The sequence below is a fragment of the Fluviispira sanaruensis genome, assembly GCF_004295685.1.
Taxonomy (GTDB): domain Bacteria; phylum Bdellovibrionota_B; class Oligoflexia; order Silvanigrellales; family Silvanigrellaceae; genus Silvanigrella; species Silvanigrella sanaruensis.
Genome location: NZ_AP019368.1, coordinates 1,894,416 through 1,913,060, shown reverse-complemented (window position 1 = coordinate 1,913,060; position 18,645 = coordinate 1,894,416). Strand labels below are relative to the sequence as shown.

The following is an 18,645-nucleotide window of genomic DNA, read 5'->3' as shown; positions in this document are numbered from 1 at the left end:
TTTTATTAATTTAGACATTTATTTTGATTCTTTGTAAAATATCCTCTGGCTTTTGTATACAAAAAGCACCATTTTTTATGAGCTCATGACAGCCAACGCTGTTTATACTGTCAATGCTTCCTGGTAAGGCTCCAACGTCTATGCCGAGTTCACAGGCTGCATGTGCTGTAATGAGGCTTCCACTCGTAAGGGTGGCTTCAACCACGAGAACAAAGTCGGCCATAGAAGCAATAGTAATGTTTCTTTGCGGAAAATTCCATTTCTGAGCACTTTCGTTGAGGCAAAATTCGCTTAAGATAAGTCCATGAGGAGATTTTTTTAAATTGAGAAAAAGTTGGGTATTGCTTGGCGGGTAGGGATTTATAAGCCCATTACCTAAGACGCAACATGATTTTCCATATTGAAGGCCGACTGCTTGAGCTGTTGTGTCTATACCAATGGCTCCGCCAGATATGATTGTACAGCCTGCCAGCGCAAGTTCTTTAGCAAAACGGTAAGCTTGCTCTCTTCCATATAATGTCGGTCTGCGTGAACCTATGATAGCAATTTTTGGTTTATTTAGGATCTTAGGATTTCCTAAATACTGTAATGCTAGTAAATTGGGGTGAGGAATTTTCTTAGATAATGCACTTTCAAATTGTGCCCGGGTAAGTAATTTAGGTTCTGCGGCAGAAGAAATATGAGTTAGCAATTGATAGTTTTGTATAAGTTTTTTTTGTTTCTCTATACTGGCGCAACAATGTGAGACAAGGGATGTGAAATCGATAGGAATCGATTTATTGAGCAGAAAGTCTAAAGCTTGGGCGCGTTCCAAGGGAGATAAATTGACTTGTAATAGCCACAGCTCTTGTGAGCCTATTGCTTTTTTTGCAGAGATTTTTTCCATGTAATCAGACCTTTTTTATAATATAGAGACATGAAATCAGACATTTTTCTTATAATCTTTATATTTTTAAAAAAAAGGGATTGAAAAAATGGATCAATTTTTTAAAAGAAGTGATCATAAATTGTACTAAAATAGGCTCACTTCTTTTAAACTATTTTAAGATGCAAATATTATTGAGTTCGCAAAACGGCTTATATTTGTAAAACCAATTTCATTCGGATCAATTTTTAAAATACTGTTTTCTAAGTCTAATGTACATTTATAAATCACTCCTCTGTTCTCTTTGTTTTTTGCACTTACATATAAATAGTTTTTTGTTGCAAAGATTGAGCTACCAAGTTCTTTATTGAAGTATCAAATCCTTTTGGGCTATTTGTAAGCTCTATTGCTTTACAATTGTCAGCATATAGGTCACAAATATAAACATTACCATAACCATTATAATTTGATAAACGTGCACCTATATAGAGACTTTTTCGTTTTTGCAATCGAATTGGATGAATTAGAAGGCCAGCAAAATTCATTTTTGTCTTTAATTTTATACATTTCTTTTCCGTTAAGTCACATTTAAAAATAATGGAATTACTAGTTTTGTTATCAAGTTCTGTTGTCTAAACAATATCGTTGTTTAAGTTCATGGTTAAATCTGCTTCAAGCTTTGACTCATATAAAAGCGAAAAAGCAATAATCAGTGTTGATAAAAATAAAACAAAAAAATATAATTTGATCCTCAAACCTTGGAAAATGCAGATTAATAAATGTGTAAATTCTCTTATCTTGCATTTACGTGTTTATTTAATATAGAACCGCAGTTCCATATTCATTAGAATTTAGAGGAATCAATGCATTGCATCAATTCATAAATAATCTTAATATATTTAGTAATATTATATCTTTATATTATATTTGCGCTTTTGGTTTTTAATTCATTGAAATTACTTTAAAAAAGTGCACTAAAAAGTGACAAGAGGATGAAAGTGCTCTTACAAAACTGAGAATATTATAAAGCATTCATATTTTTAAATTTCATTTTAATTATTTTATAATTTATAAAAATATAAAAAATTAATTTTTTCTGAAAGAATCCATAATTTTGACTCTTTCAAAAATATGACATATAAGTAATAAGATAAGCTTCCCAAATTACGTAGGAAAATATTTGACTGGTGATATGCAATATGATTTACTCTGTTTAAAGCCATGAAAGCTTAAATAACTGTCATTTTCTATGTGTTTAAAAAATTTACACATTTAGCTTCTGTTTGTGTTTTTTAGCTAAGGAGGGTAAAGAATGAAGGAGAGTCGTTGTCCTTATCATGTCAAACAAGGTTTGGTCGATGCGCATGGGAAACTCGTTCTGAGCGAAGTCTGTGGTGTAAAATCAGCATGTGGTGCAGCTTGCCCCTTTGCCCCATTTACAGAAAGTTCGCATAAAACTTGTCCAAGGTATCTTGCACATACTAGAGGTGGTGAGCGGCAAGTGCTTGTGCCTAAGAATGATATAGAGTATTTGCCTGAAGTGAGTGGAATGGGTAACTTTAGTGAGATAGATCTTTTGTGAACACATCTTTCGATATAAATAGCAAAAAAAGTCAAATGCAAGCAACGATCACTTCTGACATATTGGGAAGTGAGGTTGAGGCTTTTGACATTGGTACCAATGCACTTTTTAAAATTGCTTTATATGTAGGTGTTCCTTCTGGTTCATCTGATGTCGATGATGTTTTTCTCGATATTTTAAAAAAATCACTGACTCAAAGTTCTAAAATTTCATATCAAAGATTCTTTACCTTACTTTCTTTTCATTATTTTAAAAAAAGATTTGTCCCGCAAGCCATCTGTGAAGTGAAGCTTTTAAGAACGGGCTGGTTGCTCACACAGTGCAATGTTGCTGATCTTTCTGGTTTAGATTCCAAAGCTGCACAACATTATTTTAATACACTCGAACAAAAAGTTTTTGTTGACTATATTGCGGGCTGGTCATCTCTTAATAATTGGCTTGAACTTGAGTTTCAAAAGGTACGAAAGAAATTTTTATTTTCTTTACTTAAAAAATATAGTAACTTTATATTATTCTGGTGTCTTATTTTATTAGCTATTTTTATTGGATTACATATTACTTCTAAAGAGAATTCTTTAACGATGTGGGAACAAATTCAGGGATGGTTTGGTTTTATTACACAGCGCTTGCACTAATAGTAATTTAAAACTTAATTTCTCTATTATGGATTGCATACATTTTTCGGTACTAAAATAAACATATTTCCATTTTGTTGAGTAACTCCTGCAATTTCTCCTGCACTGCTGCCTTCCCCCCAGAAGACATCAATTCGTTGAGCTCCTTTAATCGCTCCGCCGGTATCTTGAACAAATGCTAATTGTCTAAATTGCTCTGGTTGGAGATCTTGTAAGTTTGTTTCCGCTTTTAATGATGGTGGCATTTTAAAATCGAGCAAAGTTAAAGTACCAGCAGGGAAAATGCTTTGATCAGCTGCTATGCTTCTTTCTTCTGTGAGTTTTACATTGATATTGCCAAATGGTCCATCATTTTCTAAATTAAAAAAGACAAAAGATTTATTATAATTTAGCACACGGCTTTTTTCGTTTGGATTTCTTTCAAGCCATTCTCGAATGCTCTGCATAGTAATTTTAGATTTTTCTAAATGCCCTTCTTTAAATAATAAAGCCCCAATAGGGCTGTAGTCTCTTCCATTTTGTGATGAATAATGAATGTATTTTTTCTTGCCATTCTCGTACGTCAATAAGCCTGAACCTTGGATTTCTATAAAAAATAGATCAACTTTGTTTTTAACCCATGCAATTTCTAGATTTTTTCGTGACAAAACTTGCTTATCAACAATTTCTTCTCTCGTCCAATAGGGAATAAGTTGATTTTTAAGAACGCGCCCTCTTAATATTTTTCCTTTATAAATAGGGTTAAAATCTTGCAAGTAGACTGAAACTAAATCCTGTGGTGTTTTATACACAGGCGTTTGATATATTTTTGAATGCTTTTCTGAGGCTTCAGCAATTGGAATATAATAACCAGTGTATAAAATATCTTGGTTATCATTAGAATAAACTTTATAGATATCAAAATTATTTTTTAGAGAGATAAGTATATTTTCACTATTTTGGAGTGACTCAAGTAGCTTTTTGCTTGAGCATAAATAACTTTCAGTAGTGAATTTAATATCTTTTAATTGAAAATAAGAGTTGTTACTTTTTTTAGAAAGCCATTTTATATTATTTTCAAGTGAAGTGATGAGAGTTTCTTTTTTATTTTCTCCTTCATTGATAGGAACGTCTTCCCAATCTTCTTTTTTAAAATAATATTTATCTTTTTCTTGAACAGTTTTACAGGATATTATTAGTAAAATAAAAAATAAAAGTGTGGATATTTTCTTGGTTTGCAGCATATTGTGGCCATTTTTTGCTAGAGTGAAACATAAAACAAAGACGGTGACAATATATCTCATTTTATATTTAATAGAAAGGTTTTAGCAAGAATCAGAATTAAGAATTATTCTTTTTGTATCATTAATGTAATTTTTGTTCTATAAAACCAATAAGTTTTTAGAAAGAATCAGGAGGGTTTGCATAAAAAAGTGGTTTAGGTTTTTTGCAACATTTTAAATCAGGCTCTTGAAAGCCAATTTTACATGCAGGAACCGTGATGCAATATTTTAAAGATTCTTTAAAGAATTCAAAACTTGGCATTTCAGAAAAATTATCTTTATAAGTAATAAATGGACTTAAATTATTATCTGCTTGACTATCACTTTGTACAATTATGTTAACTTTTTCTTGAGTTTCAGGAGTGACGGAGGCTTTATTTTCAGTAGTAGGAATTGTTTCTGGCTTTTGAGGAACTCTGCTTTCACTTAGAAAATTACTTTGCTCTTTTTTTTCAACTTTTGTTGAATTATTTTTATCAATAAAGGTGTTTTGTGTTTCGTTACTTTTTTGTGGAATTGGTGTTTCTACCACAGGTTTTGTTTTTTGTGGAGTTGGTGTTTCTACCACAGGTTTTGTTTTTTGTGGAGTTGGTGTTTCTACCACAGGTTTTGTTTTTTGTGGAGTTGGTGTTTCTACCACAGGTTTTGTTTTTTGTGGAGGCGGTATTGTTTTTATTGGTGTTGATTGCTCTGGTTTTTGCACCGCAGGCTTGTCAACAGTCCTTTTCTTTTTTTGTTCTTCAGGTTTTCTCTCTTTTAGAGTGTCTGCAGCAAGACCCTCAGGTGGACTCTTTGGTTTTTTATGAGTTGGATCGTTATTTGTATACTCTTCGTTTACATTTTTTTGCTCTTTTATGATCTTTGTGTTTTTCCAATTATCAAAATTGGGCAGCTTTATAATCTCTCCAATGTATATTAAATCACCATTGTGCTTCTTTTTTTCAGGATTTAACTCAAGCGTTTCTGCAAGTGAACCATTTGGCCCGAAAACAGGACGTAAAGAATGCCTCTTTAGGATGTGAATGAGGGTGTCATTGGCTTGCACTTTATATTCATCAAATTTGAGTTCTTGAGAAAACAGTGAAAAACTTTTAATTAAACAAATCGTTACAACAAATAGTTTGACTATTGTTCTCAAGAAGGAAGACTGAATAACCCTCATTTAGGTCGATCTCCTTCATAACCATGAATGTATCTGTCATTCTTTCGGATTGATTTTTAGAGTTTATTAACTAAATATTAAAAATTATTTAAAATTGATTTGTTAAAAGATTTTGGATTTCTGCTGAATTAAAAAATTCCCTACTATATCAAATGTATAAAGGGAATTTGTGAGCAATTTAGTGACTGCTATATGTACACTTTTGCGCATGATTTGGACGGATGAGTTGGCCTTCTATCTGAACTTCGTTTAATTCTGTACCACAGCTTGGGCATAGGCCTTTGCAGTCTTCGCGGCAGAGTGGAAGTTCAGGAAGAGCTAAATAGAGAGAATCAATAATAAACTCATCGAGCTCAATAAAATTATTACTAAAAGAGTATGTTTCCAAATCGCTTTCCGATAATTCAACTTCATCATTTGGTTCAGAATTGTTTAAGTATCTAGAAATATTTGAATTTTTATATGCAGAAGAAGTATCTTGGACAAAAAAAGCATTGACCTGAGTCGTGATTTTTTCTCTAAATAATGTAAGGGAACGAACACATTCAAGCAATGGGGAAAATTCAATTTCCCCTTCGACCCTGTACATATTATGTTCTTTTGAGATTTTCAGTTGTGCTTTGATATTTGCGCATTGTTCTTCTAGAGTTGTCAAAGATGTCGATTTAAGAAACTCTTGGGTCCACTCAGTTAAAATGTCATTAAAATGTATTGAATTTAGGTTGTTAGATGGAGGTCTACCAAACGTAATATTTAAATTTTGTCCAATTTTTGCAATGTTGATTGCAATGGATTTTTTCATCCTTTTCTTTTCCTTTTCCTCTTTATACCTTGTTTTCTTTAGGTAAAATGAATGATCGGCGAATTTTACGGAGAGCTTCAAAACTCACAATGATTCCAGTAAAAAGAATAAAGGCAGAGATGTAAAGAGATTTTTCACCTTTTAATGCGGGAATAAAAAAACCACTCTCATAGGCAATGCCCATAAATGCCGGTCCAATAATTCTTGAAAATGCACCTATAGATTGTGATAAACCAAAGGCAAATCCCTGTGAAGAAGTGGGTGAAAGACGGCTTACGAGAGCATTTATTGAGGGATTAGAGATGCTTGTGCCAATACATAAAAAAGTGAGGGCCATAAAGAGAACATAAGGGTTGGGAGCTAGGATAGGTATCAATATGATGCCAAGTGTCAGACTGAGTTGGCCAAATTGTAAAGTAACAATTTCCCCAAATCGTTTGAGTACAAAGCGTGCTAAAAATGCATTGCCTAACAATGTAATAATACCAATGAATATGTAACTTTTATAAATCATTGTTTCTTTAAAATGATAAGCATCATTTAAAAGTATAGGGAGAAGTGTTTCCACACCCGCAAAGGCAAATATTTGTAACAACATACAAACCATAACTCCTATAAAAGGTCGATTTTGCGCATAAATTTTTAAGTTTTGCTTAATTGTGAGAACTTGTTCAATTGCGGGTTCTTTTTGGGCAGAAGATTTATGAATCATTGCAAAAAGGTTGCGAATGTTATTTTTAGCAAAGTTTGGGTGAGTTTCAGGTTGAAGTTTCAGAAGTAAAATCAAATTGAGACAATTTAAAGCACACGCTGCGATTCCAATCGCCTTAAAGTGACTGTTGGCAAAAATCTGGAGTGTATCGCACAAAAAAATTACAAGTGTACCTATAGCCGGTCCAAAAGAAAATCCGCCGCCGAAAGCCAAACCAATAATGACCATGAACTTAGCTCTTTCCTTTTTCTCTGTGATGTCCGCGATACATGCTTGGGCTGCAGACAAATTACCACTGGCGAAACCTGCTAAAACCCTTGCTCCGACCAATAGGAGGTATGAAGTGGAAAAACCAGTGAGCAATTGAGCAATAGATGAGATAGCTACTGTAGAGATAAGAACTTTTCTCCGACCATAGCGATCCGAAAGATGACCAATAAAAACAACAGAAAGAACTGTCGCCAAAGAAAACCAAGTGGAAAGCAATGTTATCTGTGAGTCGGATGCATGAAAAGTGCGCGCAATTTGCGGCATGATTGGAATGAACATACCAAATCCGAGCAGATCGATAAAAATAATTAAGAAAACAGAAAGCAATATTTTCTTTCGAACGGATTCAATATTTTGTGACATATAAATATTCCAAAAAACTCGGATTGTTATAGGTTGAAAAAAGCTGTTACAATCTATGCTGTGCACAATAGATCTAAATTCTCAGCCATGCAATATAGCTTTGGTTTTTGCGGAGGTTCTTGTTATGATACGAGTGACTCGGCTTGATGGTTCAGATGTTTATATAAATGAAAATAATATCCAATGGATGGAGAATTTACCAGATACCACAATCACGTTTTTGAACGGTGCACGCTTGCTTGTGCGCGAACGCATCGTTGATATTGTGGAAAAAATGGAACTCAAACTAAAAAATGATCTACGAATAGAACCCCAATCAAATTTTAATGAAATGTCAGGTAAATTATAACCATTTTTTGCACTTTCTCCTTTTAAACTTAGGTCGATAAGTTTAAAAGGAGGCAAAGTGTGTTCAAATATTTAAGTCTGAATCATTTATTAAAATTAAAATATTTATTCATTTTATTTATTATAACATATCATTTCATGGGATTTGCCCAGAAATGGCCTAGTCTTTTCGATAACGAAGATTTCATTCCATTAAATGCAGCAGATTTGAAAAAAAATAAAAATATAACTCCGTATGATTTTAAAAAAATGGAAGAAGCCGATGTACGGAAAAAAATATTCGATTCATTTTATTTTATTGCTGATTTTTCAAGTAGTATTAAAGCTGAAGAACCAAGAAATTGGTTTGATTCGCATAAAAATCCTGCTCAATCGCTGATTGTTGGATTTCCGCCCACTATAAAAAGACCCACTGTAAAAATTCATTTTCCAGTTTATAATTTAACTAAATTGGCATATTTTAAAGCCGATGATAAATATACTTCAAAATTGAATATGTGCCAAGAATTTTGGCTACAAAATCGTTTGCAAAATGCTTATGATTGTTTTTTCTTTTTGCAAATGGAACTGGCAACAGATAAAGTTTCGATTGAATCGATTATACGTATAAATGTAAATATCTTGCATGGTTTTTTTCTCATATTTTTATCATCAAATGACGAAACAAATCTTCATATATGGAATGCAAACACAGTTCCTCCATCGGAAAGAGAATACACCGATGGAGATCATTATTCCATTGCACGTAATTTATTTTCTTATATAACAACACGATTAGACGATACAATTTACTTTCCAAAAAACAAAGAAGATGTGATTGATCCAATCTATAAAAGTATTTTTGATTCTCCAACTTATTTTAAACTTTTGGCAAAAATTTCTGGAGAAAAGGTAACAGTTTCTTTATTGCCTGAACCCGTGGAGCCGCTTGCTTGGATCCGAACTGTTATGCCGGTTGTTTATGCCGATGCAATGGCCATGAATCAAGGTTGGTTAATATGGCAAAGAGCCTTCACTTCCGCTGGAAAAATGGAAGAATTTATTAAAAAATTTAATTATCCCTCCCCTGATATATCATCCCCTCTCGTGGTGGCAAAAAATGTGACAGCGAAAACAGAAATCTTTATGGCTCCTAAGAATAATACCGATCTTTTAGCAACGATCGATTTATTCAGAGCAGTTGCAATGGTTTCTTCTAAAGATCCTACAAAAGCTATCGAATATATTGCCAGTGGTATTTCTAGAAAATGTCACCCTGATCTTGTTTCGTTATTGTTTACGTTATCAGGAGATATTTATTTTGATTTAGATATATTGAGATGGGCAAGAAGATCCTATTCTTGGTCTGAACTTTATAATAAAGATTTTATTGAAAAAGCTCCAGCTTCAATATTTTTTGGTGCAGAAAGTGCGTATTGGCAAGGTCAATATGATATAGCAAAAAGAGGATATGAGCGGTTTATCAAATCCGTCGGTGATCCTGAATTTGGACCTTGGGCACGTTTGAGAATTGCAGAAATTGCTGAATTAAATAAAAATATGGATTTAGCAAGAACTATTTATGAAGTTATTTTAAAAAATTTTGATCGACATCCCGCTTCTCAAGATGCGCAGGTGAGACTTTTTTGTATGTATGAAAAGAAACTTACGCGCAATGTTAAAAAAGTAGAGTACAAAAAAGTTTTAGACAAAATAAAAGATGGTAGAGATGTCTTAAAAAAACAGGCGAAAGCTTGTTTATTAAATTCAGATTTAGTTGATATGACGGAAAAGTCGAAGGAGGAAAAGAAAAAAACTGTGGTAGAAAAGGCCAAGGAACAGAAAGATAGAATAGATATCTATCGAAATGAATTTCCAGATAGTGAATTTTTAATTCTTTTCTCTCAACGTTTAAAAGAGCTTGAACTCGCAGAAGGTACACTTCTGGCAGAAAAAAACGAGTGTATAAAACTTATTGATTATTATAATAAAAATAGAAAAAAACTCCTCGCTTTAGAAAAAAATAATCACGAATATGTCTCTGGTTTAAAATGGGATGATCTGGATAAAACAAAATTGTTACGTTGTAGCGCATTTTTAGCAGATTTAAAAATATGGAAAGAAATGCGCAAGACAAATATTGGTCATGATGGAAATGCAATGCATGAAATATTTTACAGTTTAACCACCCATCCTTCGGTTGAAAAAGCAATTGAAGGATACCAAATGCTCAAATCTACCAGTGCGGATTGGGGTAAAAAAGTGAAGTTTTATGAAGGATCCGCCTTTGAAATGACGGAAAGAAAGGATTTTTGGGAACTTTTAACGTTACAAAAATTATTAAAATATGAATTTGTCTCGTCTGTTTCGGTAAAAACTATTATTAATTCTGTTATTTCACGTGATTTATTGAGTCGACCCGATAAAATATTTGAGACTCAAGTTTTTTGCAATTGGATGTTGAGAATGAAAGATCAGTTCAACGATGAGGAATGGGACACTATTGCAACAGCTAAGACTACGGAACAATGGATTAATCTAATTTTTAATGAAAAAGAGCAAAAAAGTCATTTGTGTGACGCAACCTTTGCCAAAACACTTTTAGCCGTCTCCATCACGCGCCCAACACTTTTACGAGATAAATCAATCTTTTTACCTTATCTCGAAAAAAAAGGGGTTGCGAATGGATCGGAAGAGTGGTTGCGCTATGTACAGCGCTTAGAAAGGGTGCGAAGTGCTCAAGATGTTGAAGTTCAAGGAATTTATCAGAAAATTGCCAAAGAGGCAAAGGATAAATTTGCTAAAGAATCCGCTCAAGCATGGATTTATAAGAATATCGAGAAAGAAGTCGATAAATTACTATGGTAGAATAGAGATAGATAAACCATAAGAGGTCTTTATGAATAATGTAGTAAATTTATCTCATAAAAAGATACAGATGCAAAAGAAGAAAGAGCAAGAACTATTAAATAAGCCTGATGCGCTCACAGTAAAACTTTGGCGTTTCTCTATGGAAATTGATGATTTAATCACCAAAGGTGCTATTAATGACTCCCTCCCTCCCGATGAAATTGCTGCAATTCTTGCCCACAGACTGGGAACTCTCATCTCATGTTCCGATAAGTCGGTTGAACTCTCCGAGTTTTGTTGCCATATTATTGAAAGAATGAATTCAAGACGCGAAACAGGTGAACCTGCATGACAAAAGATTTATCAATACAGTGGAAACGAGATGATTACGTATCTATTTCGGGAACTATTGATGAACATGCAAATTTTGATGCTTTACTCAGTAGAAGAACAGACATTCTTTATATTGATTTAAAAGATATTAATCGGATTAATAGCAGTGGTGTGCGTAAATGGGTGAATGCAATCGAAAAACTTGAAGATGTGGAATTGCATTATATCAACTGTGCCTGTCCCGTGGTGGATCAGCTCTCAATGGTTCCAGAGTTTATTGGGAAAAAGTGCTCTGTAGAATCTTTTGATGCTGAATATGTATGTGAAACGTGCAACAATACACAAATTTTCACATTAGTTGTCGGTTATGATATAGAACCGGGCTTAAAGAGTTATCTTGATGGGCCGGAAAAATTCTGTCAAAAATGCAAAAACAAGCTTGAATTTAATCATAACCCAGATAGTTATCTCTTTTTTTTAAGCAAACTTTCAAAAAAGCGGAAAAAATAACCCCTACTTCATTCTTGTCTCACATAATCTCTCAAGCTATACCTAAATGTTCCAAAAAGTGTATTCTTTGTGAGGTCTTATAAATGAAAAATACTGAATTAAACTCCTGGTTACTTACACTTAAACCATTTGCTTTGACAAAAAATGAAGACATTATTGAAAAGCTTACCGCTCAGGGGATTGAGGTTTTCGATTTCACATTAGGGGATCCAAAAGAACCCACCCCTGAATTTATTAAGCAGGCGCTTATAAAGGGTGTCGCTGATGTCAGTCAATACCCGCAAAATCCTGGCTCACCTACATTGCGCAGAGCTTGTGCCACATGGGCTAAAAAGCGGCTCAACGTTGAATTAGACTTTCAAACAGAGATCATATCTTCAAATGGTAGCAAAGAAGCTGTTTTTCATATTCCTCAAGTGCTGCTAAATTCTTCATCTTCCAGAAGAATTGTTATATTTCCCGAACCTGGTTATCCTGTTTACAAAGCTGGAACTCAGTTAGCAGGAGGCATTCCGTATGAAAACCCTTTGAAGATCGAAAAAAATTATGTCTTCGATCCTCAAGAAATTCCAACTGAACTACTCTCTCAAGTGGCAGCCGTTTGGTTGTGTTACCCTCACAACCCCACGGGGGCAGTCATAAAGCGCAATGAAATGCAAAAGATATACGAATGGGCTCTCAAATATGACATCATGCTTCTCTCCGATGAATGCTATATGGATATGTATTATGAAGGTAAAGAGGTGCCAATTTCGTTTTTAGAAATAGCCAAAGACAATCAATTCAAAAATGTTCTTGCCTTTTTCTCATTGAGCAAACGCAGTGGTATGACAGGATATCGTTCCGGATTTGTTGCAGGACAGGCTGATTTCATTGCTCAATTTGCAAAATATCGCCTCAATGTAGGTCTTGGTACTCCCGATTTTGTCCAATCGGCAGCTATTGCTGCGTGGGGAGACACAGAGCATGTTTATGAAAGAAACCGAATATTTGCTGAAAAAAGAAAATGGGTCGATGCCTTTTTGCATAAAAATAAGATCAAAGTGCTTCCCAGTAATGCCACTTTTTATGTTTGGGGAGAAATACCCGAAATTTATCAATCGGGACGTGATTTCATTCATACACTTATGAGCACTACAGGAATAATGGCGACACCTGGGGAAGCATTTGGTAACTCATGTGAACGGAATTTCCGCTTAGCACTTGTTCCGACAGTCGACAAAATTAAACAATGTTTAGAAATTTGGCAGAAAAAAATCGATTCCGGAGAGTTTAAGATGTGACGTTACTTAGATTGACTTCCGCCAAGATAAGCTGCTCTCCAACCATCGGCTTAAACTTGTAAATGCAAAGCAAATAATAAAATAAATAAAGGCTAAAAATATAAATATTTCTGCAGAGTATATTTGCGTGCGGTTGTTTATTTGCATGGCAACTTGCGTGATTTCCGACACACCAACAATGTACCCAAGTGAGGTATCTTTAATCAATGAAACGAATTGATTCACGAATGATGGGATCATATTGCGCAAACCTTGGGGCAATATGATGTAACGCATACTTTGCCAGTAGGTCAGTCCTGTCGACATGGAGGCTTCCGACTGCCCTTTTGGGATACTCGCTATCCCGGCCACAACGATTTGTGAAATATAACAGGAGGTGAAAATACTGAGAGCACAGATCACAGTGGTATTTTCAGGAACTTTCCCTCCTGAGAGGGAGGGAAGAATAAAAAACATCCAAAAGATCACCATTAAAAGAGGCATGGCACGAACAGTGTTCACAACGGCTGTAACTGGTAAACTTATCAATTTATTTCTTGAGATACAAAGTAATCCAAGAATAAGGCCGCCAAAAATGGATAGAATCACTGAAATAAAAGCTAAAATAAGTGTGAGAGCAAGACCGCCTAAGGGGCCGTGGGGATAACGCCCGATTAAGAGTTGTAAAAAGTTGTTAGAAATAACTGAGAAATCAAAAAGATTATCCATTTTAATGTGTTCCTTTTCCGAGTGGATTAAGAACTTTTCTATCATACCAAGTCACAAGAATTGTTATAAAAAATGAAATACAAACATAAATAAAAGTGGCGGCAAAGAATGCTTCGAAACTTTTAAATGCCTGACTTTCAATCTGGCGAGCCTGATAAGTGAGTTCACCGACCCCAATCACCATGGCCATGGATGAGTTTTTTGTTAAGTTCAGAAATTGATTGATGAGGGGGGGGATCGTATGACGCACTGCTTGCGGCAAAATAATATAATGCATGGAACGTATGTATGAAAAACCACTGCTGCGTGACGCTTCCATCTGCTCTTTTGGAATGGCAGTGATGCCAGAGCGAATATCTTCAGCAATAAAAGCCGATGTATAAAATGTCAAAGCTATCACTGCAGCAACAAATTCAAAATTATAATTGTTCAAAAAAGCGTTCACAGGTTTTGGGAGTATTTGATATGAGCCGAAGTACCAAAAGAAAAGTTGGACTATGAGTGGAGTGTTTCTAAAAAACTCAAGGTAACACTGCGCAAACCAACGCACAGGAGAAAAACCTGACATTCTCATAATGGCAATATTAAGACCCAAAAAAAATGCCAATACACATGATATACTCGAAAGCTCAATGGTTGTTTTTAAACCTTCCAATAACCATTCTGCATATTTACCTTGCAGAACAACGGAAAGGTCAAATTGAGTTGCAGACATTCAATTCTCCTGAATGGATCTCTATTTAGCAAAATTAAGGTGCAATTTTAAAATCACGTACGAGAGGCACTTGTGATTTTGGGCCAAACCAATTGCTAAAAGCTTCTTTAGCTTTGCCATTTTTTTCCATTTCCAGCAGAGTGGTATTTACTACTTTAAGTAATTCAGGATTCTTTTTATTCACGCCTATCCCATATGGCTCTTTCGAAATATCGAAAGAAGATAATTCAAATTCTTTCTTTTTGGTTGATCTCGATAATATTCCTGCAAGGATAGATTCATCTGTTGTGATGGCAAAGACTTTATCTTGCTGCATTGCTAAAAATGCTTGAGGATAATCATCATATGAAATTATTTTTGCATTTGGCAGCGCTGCTGCCGCATTTTTTTCAGAAGTTGATCCCTTAGTGGTACCGATTTTTTTATTATCTAAATCCTTTAAATCTTTTACAGATCCTTTTTTAACAATAAACTTTTGCTTAGAAATAAAATATGGATAACTGAAATCAATTTCTTTTGCTCTTTCTGGGGTGATTGTCATTGTGCAGATTAATAAATCTACATTTTGTTCAGTTAATAAAGGTATGCGATTGGCAGAAGTAACAGCTTTGAGTTCTACTTTTACACCGAGTTTTTTGGCAATTTCGTTACCGAAATCAATATCATAGCCTTTGAGCTTGCGAGACTTTTCATCGACAAAGCCAAACGGGTACAATGAATCTTTAACACCAATTACTATTGTTCCTTTTTTCTTAATCTCCGCAACATCTGCTTGCGCTGAATTTGTAAAGTTAAGAAATGCGAGAGAAGAAAGTGCAAGTAAAAAAAACCTTCTGTTCATTTTCATATGTGAATCCTTTCATTCGAACTGCATGGGGGTAAGAACTTGTTTCAAGAATTTTTGTGCGCGATCTGACTTTGGATGATTGAAAAAATCTTCAGGTGGAGCTTCTTCAACTATGCTCCCTTGATCAATAAAAATAACGCGATCAGCAACTTCACGGGCAAAACCCATTTCATGAGTCACGACCATCATAGTGATGTCACCCACAGCTAAATCCTTCATTACTTTTAAGACTTCACCAATCATTTCAGGGTCAAGTGCTGATGTTGGTTCATCAAACAACATGATTTTAGGTTGCATGGCAAGTCCTCTTGCAATTGCTACGCGTTGCTGTTGACCTCCTGAAAGTTGTGAGGGGTGAGAATTTTTTTTATTTTCCATCCCAACTTTTGTTAAAAGTTCCATTGCAAAGTCTTCAGCTTGTTTTTTTGGAATATTTTTAACTTTACGCGGCGCTAAGGTAACATTGTCAAGTACATTTAAGTGTGGATAAAGATTAAACTGTTGAAAAACAAAACCAACTTCGGTACGAAGCTTGTTGATATCTGTTTTTGGATCTGAAACTTTGACTCCATCAACAGTAAGGATTCCATCACTAATTGGCTCTAGTGCATTCACTGTACGAATGAGAGTCGATTTTCCAGAACCAGACGGACCACAGACCACAACAACTTCTCCTTTTTTTACAAGAAGATCGATGTTGTTTAAGACGTGGAGTTTTTTAAACCATTTGTGAACACCTTTAAACTCGATCATTTGATCTGCCTTTTTGAAAGATTATTACTTTTATGTATATTAACACATCTTACTAGGAGGATATGTCTTGTTAGAAATTTTTTTTGACAAAGGAACTCTGATTGCTGAACAATGCATTGGTGAATTTAACAAATATTTTAAATTTTTCAAGTGGGACGAACGCATTCAGAAGTATCGAGCATGCGCATATCACTACCGTGAGTTGATCTTATCATTGCGGGAGAAGAAGATCTCATATATCGACCATGCGAAAAATTTTTTTCCGTGTTCATTTATTTTGCACGAAAAGATTATACCACGAGATTATCAAGTCGAAGCTTTGGAAAATTGGATTCAATGCGGTTCTCGTGGAGTTGTTACTTTACCAACCGGAGCAGGGAAAACTATTTTAGCGATTTTAGCAATCGAAAGAATTGGCAGACCAACGTTAATTCATGTTCCTACAATCGACCTTATGCATCAATGGTACCAAGTTTTAACTCGTTTTTTTAAAATTGAAATCGGATTATTAGGAGGGGGTTATCACAATTTGCAAACCATAACCGTAGCCACTTATGATTCTGCTCTGTTGCATGTTCCTTTTAGGGGAAATGATTTTGGTTTTATCATATTCGACGAATGTCATCATTTACCTGGTGAGCAATTGCAGTTCACGGCTATTAGCTCAATCGCTCCTTTTCGTCTCGGTTTGACTGCAACTCCTGAGCGCTCCGATGGCAAAGAAAATATTTTGTATAATATCTGTGGTCCCATCTGCTACCAAGCAGAAATTCGTCAACTTGAAGGTGTTACGTTATCTCCATATGAAATTGTTACTAAAGAAATTGCTTTATCAGAAGAAGAAAAAATTCTTTATGACGAAAACAGAGCAAAATATTTAGAGTTTGTACGAGCGAACAATATTCAATTTTCCCAAAGCAATGGTTGGCAGCAGTTTTTAAGAATCGCCCATAAAACCCCCACTGGAAAAGAGGCTTTTCAAGCGTATTTAAAGCAGAAAAAACTATCACAAGCATCATCTAATAAAGCGCACATAGTTTGGGAAATACTCAGTAAACATAGAAGCGATAGAATATTAATATTCACTCAAGATAATGAAACAGCTTATAATTTAGGAACAAGATTTTTCTTACCTGTCATCACTCATCATACCAAAGTGAAAGAAAGAGAGCATTTTTTAACTGCATTTAAAAGTGGCGAATATAATATTCTTGTGACTTCCAAAGTTCTCAATGAAGGAGTTGATGTGCCAGATGCAAATGTTGCAATTATTGTGTCAGGCAGCGGCACTGTTAGAGAGCATGTACAAAGGCTTGGAAGAATATTACGGGCAAAAGAGGGGAAAAGAGCAATTCTTTATGAATTGATTTCCGAAGGCACCGGAGAATATTTTGTCAATCAAAGAAGGAAACAGCACAGTGCTTACGAAAAAAGAACTACTCCGTTATAAGAAAAGTAAAGGTAAAATTATACCTCAATTTATCGATGTTAATGATATTTTGTTAAATGAATATGCTGAGGATCTTATAAATATTTTTCTAAACGCTGTCGATAAAAAAAGAAAAGAAATTGAAGATGAAATTTCGCATTTAAACACAGCATATGATCTCCCAGTTGAATTGCAAAAAGGTTTTACAAAACTTTTATTTGATAAGCTTGAATTTAAATCCACGCTTGGAGATGAAACTTCTGTATTAAGAAATAAAATATTTCAAAAATCCAGTGACTATTTTAATTCAAAAAAACCTCTGGATTTGGACGAATACTTAGAAAGTATTGCCCATGAAATGCAACTTCCTATCTCTGATATTAAAACTCAATTATACTCTGATCTCCCAGAATTTCATGTAGCGGTTAATTTCAAAGCAATGGCTGTAAGGGAGTTTTTAAATTTTTATAATTTGTCTCTCATACAAGGTTTATTATTTTACAGTGCAGGTATTCAAATTAAAATTCCAATTAAAGAACAAGCTAAATTAGAAATTAGATACTTATTAAAACAAATGCGATTTTTTCAACTGGTTGCTAATATCCAGATTGTAAAAGACTATTATGAAATTATTTTAGATGGACCTCTATCACTTTTTGTCCACACACAAAAATATGGCCTCAATTTAGCCTCTTTTTTTCCTTCTCTCGTTCTTCTAACAGAATGGGATTTATTTGCATTTATAGAATTAAGTCAATCTGAGTGGAGTAAAGGTGAACTAAAATTATCACATAAAAATAATTTAGTATCCCATTATAAAAATTTTAGTGCATTTGTTCCAGAAGAGTTTAAATTATTTTCCGATCTTTTTACGAAAAAAAATACAGAGTGGAATATTTCTCTTTATTTAGATGAAATATTTTTTGATGGTTTGTATTATTATTTTCCTGACTATGAATTTAAAAAGTGCGATAGAAAAGTTTATATTGAATTATTTCATCCTTGGCATAAGAAAGCTTTAATCCAAAGAATTCACAGTTTAGAAAAAAATAATCAGTCCAATCTTATGCTTGGCGTGGTTAAATCCCTCCTAAAAGATAAGGAAATTCAGGTATGTGTTGAGCAATCTCAATATTTTACTGATTTTGGCTTTATTTTTCGAGAAATGCCAACGGTTTCGCAGGTTTCTGATCTACTTAAAAGGTTTGAATAAAAAGCATAATTCTTCGTCATTTGG

19 protein-coding genes are annotated in these 18,645 nt (G+C 34.3%); 9 read left to right on the top strand and 10 right to left on the bottom strand.

Annotation, left to right across the window (positions count from 1 at the left end):
• Window positions 1-10: 10 nt before the first annotated feature.
• Together EZS29_RS08050 and EZS29_RS15915 are read right to left on the bottom strand one after the other, a co-directional pair.
• Window positions 11-886 (bottom strand): DNA-processing protein DprA, encoded by an 876-nt coding sequence (locus EZS29_RS08050; RefSeq protein WP_130608598.1) that lies wholly within the window; start codon window positions 884-886, stop codon window positions 11-13.
• Window positions 887-1,182: 296 nt separating this feature from the next.
• Complete coding sequence (locus EZS29_RS15915; protein ID WP_130608595.1) at window positions 1,183-1,410, bottom strand: hypothetical protein; 228 nt, start codon at window positions 1,408-1,410, stop codon at window positions 1,183-1,185.
• 767 nt (window positions 1,411-2,177) lie between these two features.
• On the opposite strand from EZS29_RS15915, the gene EZS29_RS08040 reads away from it, so the two are divergent.
• The gene (locus EZS29_RS08040) at window positions 2,178-2,447 is read left to right on the top strand and encodes a hypothetical protein (protein WP_130608592.1); all 270 of its coding nucleotides are present in this window, start codon (window positions 2,178-2,180) and stop codon (window positions 2,445-2,447) included.
• Window positions 2,444-3,082, top strand: coding sequence for a hypothetical protein (locus EZS29_RS08035; RefSeq protein WP_130608589.1), 639 nt, complete (start codon window positions 2,444-2,446; stop codon window positions 3,080-3,082). The genes EZS29_RS08040 and EZS29_RS08035 overlap by 4 nt, the downstream gene beginning before the upstream one ends.
• A 26-nt stretch (window positions 3,083-3,108) precedes the next feature.
• Here the strand turns inward: EZS29_RS08035 and EZS29_RS08030 are convergent, their stop codons facing one another.
• From EZS29_RS08030 to EZS29_RS08015, 4 genes are all read right to left on the bottom strand, one after another.
• Complete coding sequence (locus tag EZS29_RS08030; protein ID WP_172603846.1) at window positions 3,109-4,305, bottom strand: MltA domain-containing protein; 1,197 nt, start codon at window positions 4,303-4,305, stop codon at window positions 3,109-3,111.
• 157 nt (window positions 4,306-4,462) lie between these two features.
• Complete coding sequence (locus tag EZS29_RS08025; protein WP_130608583.1) at window positions 4,463-5,506, bottom strand: LysM peptidoglycan-binding domain-containing protein; 1,044 nt, start codon at window positions 5,504-5,506, stop codon at window positions 4,463-4,465.
• Between the two features lie 178 nt (window positions 5,507-5,684).
• Window positions 5,685-6,308 (bottom strand): YceD family protein, encoded by a 624-nt coding sequence (locus EZS29_RS08020; RefSeq protein ID WP_130608580.1) that lies wholly within the window; start codon window positions 6,306-6,308, stop codon window positions 5,685-5,687.
• A gap of 22 nt (window positions 6,309-6,330) precedes the next feature.
• Window positions 6,331-7,653 carry an MFS transporter gene (locus EZS29_RS08015; protein ID WP_130608577.1) on the bottom strand — a complete coding sequence of 441 codons (1,323 nt, stop codon included), beginning with the start codon at window positions 7,651-7,653 and terminating at the stop codon, window positions 6,331-6,333.
• A 124-nt stretch (window positions 7,654-7,777) separates the two neighbouring features.
• Between EZS29_RS08015 and EZS29_RS08010 the strand changes: the two genes are divergently transcribed.
• The 5 genes from EZS29_RS08010 to EZS29_RS07990 all read left to right on the top strand — a co-directional run bounded on the left by EZS29_RS08010 (window position 7,778) and on the right by EZS29_RS07990 (window position 12,956).
• Window positions 7,778-8,002, top strand: a complete 225-nt coding sequence (locus EZS29_RS08010; RefSeq protein WP_172603845.1) for a flagellar FlbD family protein — start codon at window positions 7,778-7,780, stop codon at window positions 8,000-8,002.
• A gap of 59 nt (window positions 8,003-8,061) precedes the next feature.
• A complete protein-coding gene (locus tag EZS29_RS08005) occupies window positions 8,062-10,848 on the top strand; it encodes a tetratricopeptide repeat protein (protein ID WP_130608571.1) in 2,787 nt (928 codons plus the stop codon).
• A gap of 31 nt (window positions 10,849-10,879) precedes the next feature.
• Window positions 10,880-11,182 (top strand): hypothetical protein, encoded by a 303-nt coding sequence (locus EZS29_RS08000; RefSeq protein ID WP_130608568.1) that lies wholly within the window; start codon window positions 10,880-10,882, stop codon window positions 11,180-11,182.
• A complete protein-coding gene (locus tag EZS29_RS07995; protein WP_130608565.1) occupies window positions 11,179-11,673 on the top strand; it encodes a hypothetical protein in 495 nt (164 codons plus the stop codon). Before EZS29_RS08000 ends, EZS29_RS07995 begins: the two co-directional genes overlap by 4 nt.
• An 83-nt stretch (window positions 11,674-11,756) precedes the next feature.
• Window positions 11,757-12,956 carry an aminotransferase class I/II-fold pyridoxal phosphate-dependent enzyme gene (locus EZS29_RS07990; protein WP_130608562.1) on the top strand — a complete coding sequence of 400 codons (1,200 nt, stop codon included), beginning with the start codon at window positions 11,757-11,759 and terminating at the stop codon, window positions 12,954-12,956.
• A gap of 6 nt (window positions 12,957-12,962) precedes the next feature.
• On the opposite strand, the gene EZS29_RS07985 is transcribed toward EZS29_RS07990, so the two are convergent.
• The 4 genes from EZS29_RS07985 to EZS29_RS07970 are packed head-to-tail and all read right to left on the bottom strand — an operon-like array spanning window position 12,963 to window position 15,979.
• Window positions 12,963-13,664 (bottom strand): amino acid ABC transporter permease, encoded by a 702-nt coding sequence (locus EZS29_RS07985; RefSeq protein ID WP_130608559.1) that lies wholly within the window; start codon window positions 13,662-13,664, stop codon window positions 12,963-12,965.
• A 1-nt stretch (window position 13,665) separates the two neighbouring features.
• Window positions 13,666-14,379, bottom strand: coding sequence for an amino acid ABC transporter permease (locus EZS29_RS07980; RefSeq protein WP_130608555.1), 714 nt, complete (start codon window positions 14,377-14,379; stop codon window positions 13,666-13,668).
• A gap of 34 nt (window positions 14,380-14,413) precedes the next feature.
• The gene (locus tag EZS29_RS07975) at window positions 14,414-15,226 is read right to left on the bottom strand and encodes an ABC transporter substrate-binding protein (RefSeq protein ID WP_216678653.1); all 813 of its coding nucleotides are present in this window, start codon (window positions 15,224-15,226) and stop codon (window positions 14,414-14,416) included.
• Between the two features lie 12 nt (window positions 15,227-15,238).
• Complete coding sequence (locus EZS29_RS07970) at window positions 15,239-15,979, bottom strand: amino acid ABC transporter ATP-binding protein (RefSeq protein WP_130608552.1); 741 nt, start codon at window positions 15,977-15,979, stop codon at window positions 15,239-15,241.
• Between the two features lie 67 nt (window positions 15,980-16,046).
• Here EZS29_RS07970 and EZS29_RS07965 point away from each other — a divergent pair, with 67 nt between their 5' ends.
• Together EZS29_RS07965 and EZS29_RS07960 are read left to right on the top strand one after the other, a co-directional pair.
• Window positions 16,047-17,429, top strand: a complete 1,383-nt coding sequence (locus tag EZS29_RS07965; RefSeq protein WP_130608549.1) for a DEAD/DEAH box helicase family protein — start codon at window positions 16,047-16,049, stop codon at window positions 17,427-17,429.
• Entirely contained in the window at window positions 17,371-18,621 is a 1,251-nt protein-coding gene (locus tag EZS29_RS07960; RefSeq protein ID WP_172603844.1) for a DUF790 family protein, read from the top strand. The genes EZS29_RS07965 and EZS29_RS07960 overlap by 59 nt, the downstream gene beginning before the upstream one ends.
• The last annotated feature ends 24 nt before the right edge of the window (window positions 18,622-18,645 follow it).

Excerpts from the sequence above, each read along its gene's own strand:
- EZS29_RS07990 (WP_130608562.1), top strand. The coding sequence starts at position 11,757 with ATGAAAAATACTGAATTAAACTCCTGGTTACTTACACTTAAACCATTT.
- EZS29_RS08025 (WP_130608583.1), bottom strand. The coding sequence starts at position 5,506 with ATGAGGGTTATTCAGTCTTCCTTCTTGAGAACAATAGTCAAACTATTT.
- EZS29_RS07975 (WP_216678653.1), bottom strand. The coding sequence starts at position 15,226 with ATGAAAATGAACAGAAGGTTTTTTTTACTTGCACTTTCTTCTCTCGCA.
- EZS29_RS07995 (WP_130608565.1), top strand. The coding sequence starts at position 11,179 with ATGACAAAAGATTTATCAATACAGTGGAAACGAGATGATTACGTATCT.
- EZS29_RS08050 (WP_130608598.1), bottom strand. The coding sequence starts at position 886 with ATGGAAAAAATCTCTGCAAAAAAAGCAATAGGCTCACAAGAGCTGTGG.
- EZS29_RS08010 (WP_172603845.1), top strand. The coding sequence starts at position 7,778 with ATGATACGAGTGACTCGGCTTGATGGTTCAGATGTTTATATAAATGAA.
- EZS29_RS08040 (WP_130608592.1), top strand. The coding sequence starts at position 2,178 with ATGAAGGAGAGTCGTTGTCCTTATCATGTCAAACAAGGTTTGGTCGAT.
- EZS29_RS07980 (WP_130608555.1), bottom strand. The coding sequence starts at position 14,379 with ATGTCTGCAACTCAATTTGACCTTTCCGTTGTTCTGCAAGGTAAATAT.
- EZS29_RS07970 (WP_130608552.1), bottom strand. The coding sequence starts at position 15,979 with ATGATCGAGTTTAAAGGTGTTCACAAATGGTTTAAAAAACTCCACGTC.
- EZS29_RS07985 (WP_130608559.1), bottom strand. The coding sequence starts at position 13,664 with ATGGATAATCTTTTTGATTTCTCAGTTATTTCTAACAACTTTTTACAA.
- EZS29_RS08030 (WP_172603846.1), bottom strand. The coding sequence starts at position 4,305 with ATGCTGCAAACCAAGAAAATATCCACACTTTTATTTTTTATTTTACTA.
- EZS29_RS08015 (WP_130608577.1), bottom strand. The coding sequence starts at position 7,653 with ATGTCACAAAATATTGAATCCGTTCGAAAGAAAATATTGCTTTCTGTT.
- EZS29_RS15915 (WP_130608595.1), bottom strand. The coding sequence starts at position 1,410 with ATGAATTTTGCTGGCCTTCTAATTCATCCAATTCGATTGCAAAAACGA.
- EZS29_RS08020 (WP_130608580.1), bottom strand. The coding sequence starts at position 6,308 with ATGAAAAAATCCATTGCAATCAACATTGCAAAAATTGGACAAAATTTA.
- EZS29_RS08000 (WP_130608568.1), top strand. The coding sequence starts at position 10,880 with ATGAATAATGTAGTAAATTTATCTCATAAAAAGATACAGATGCAAAAG.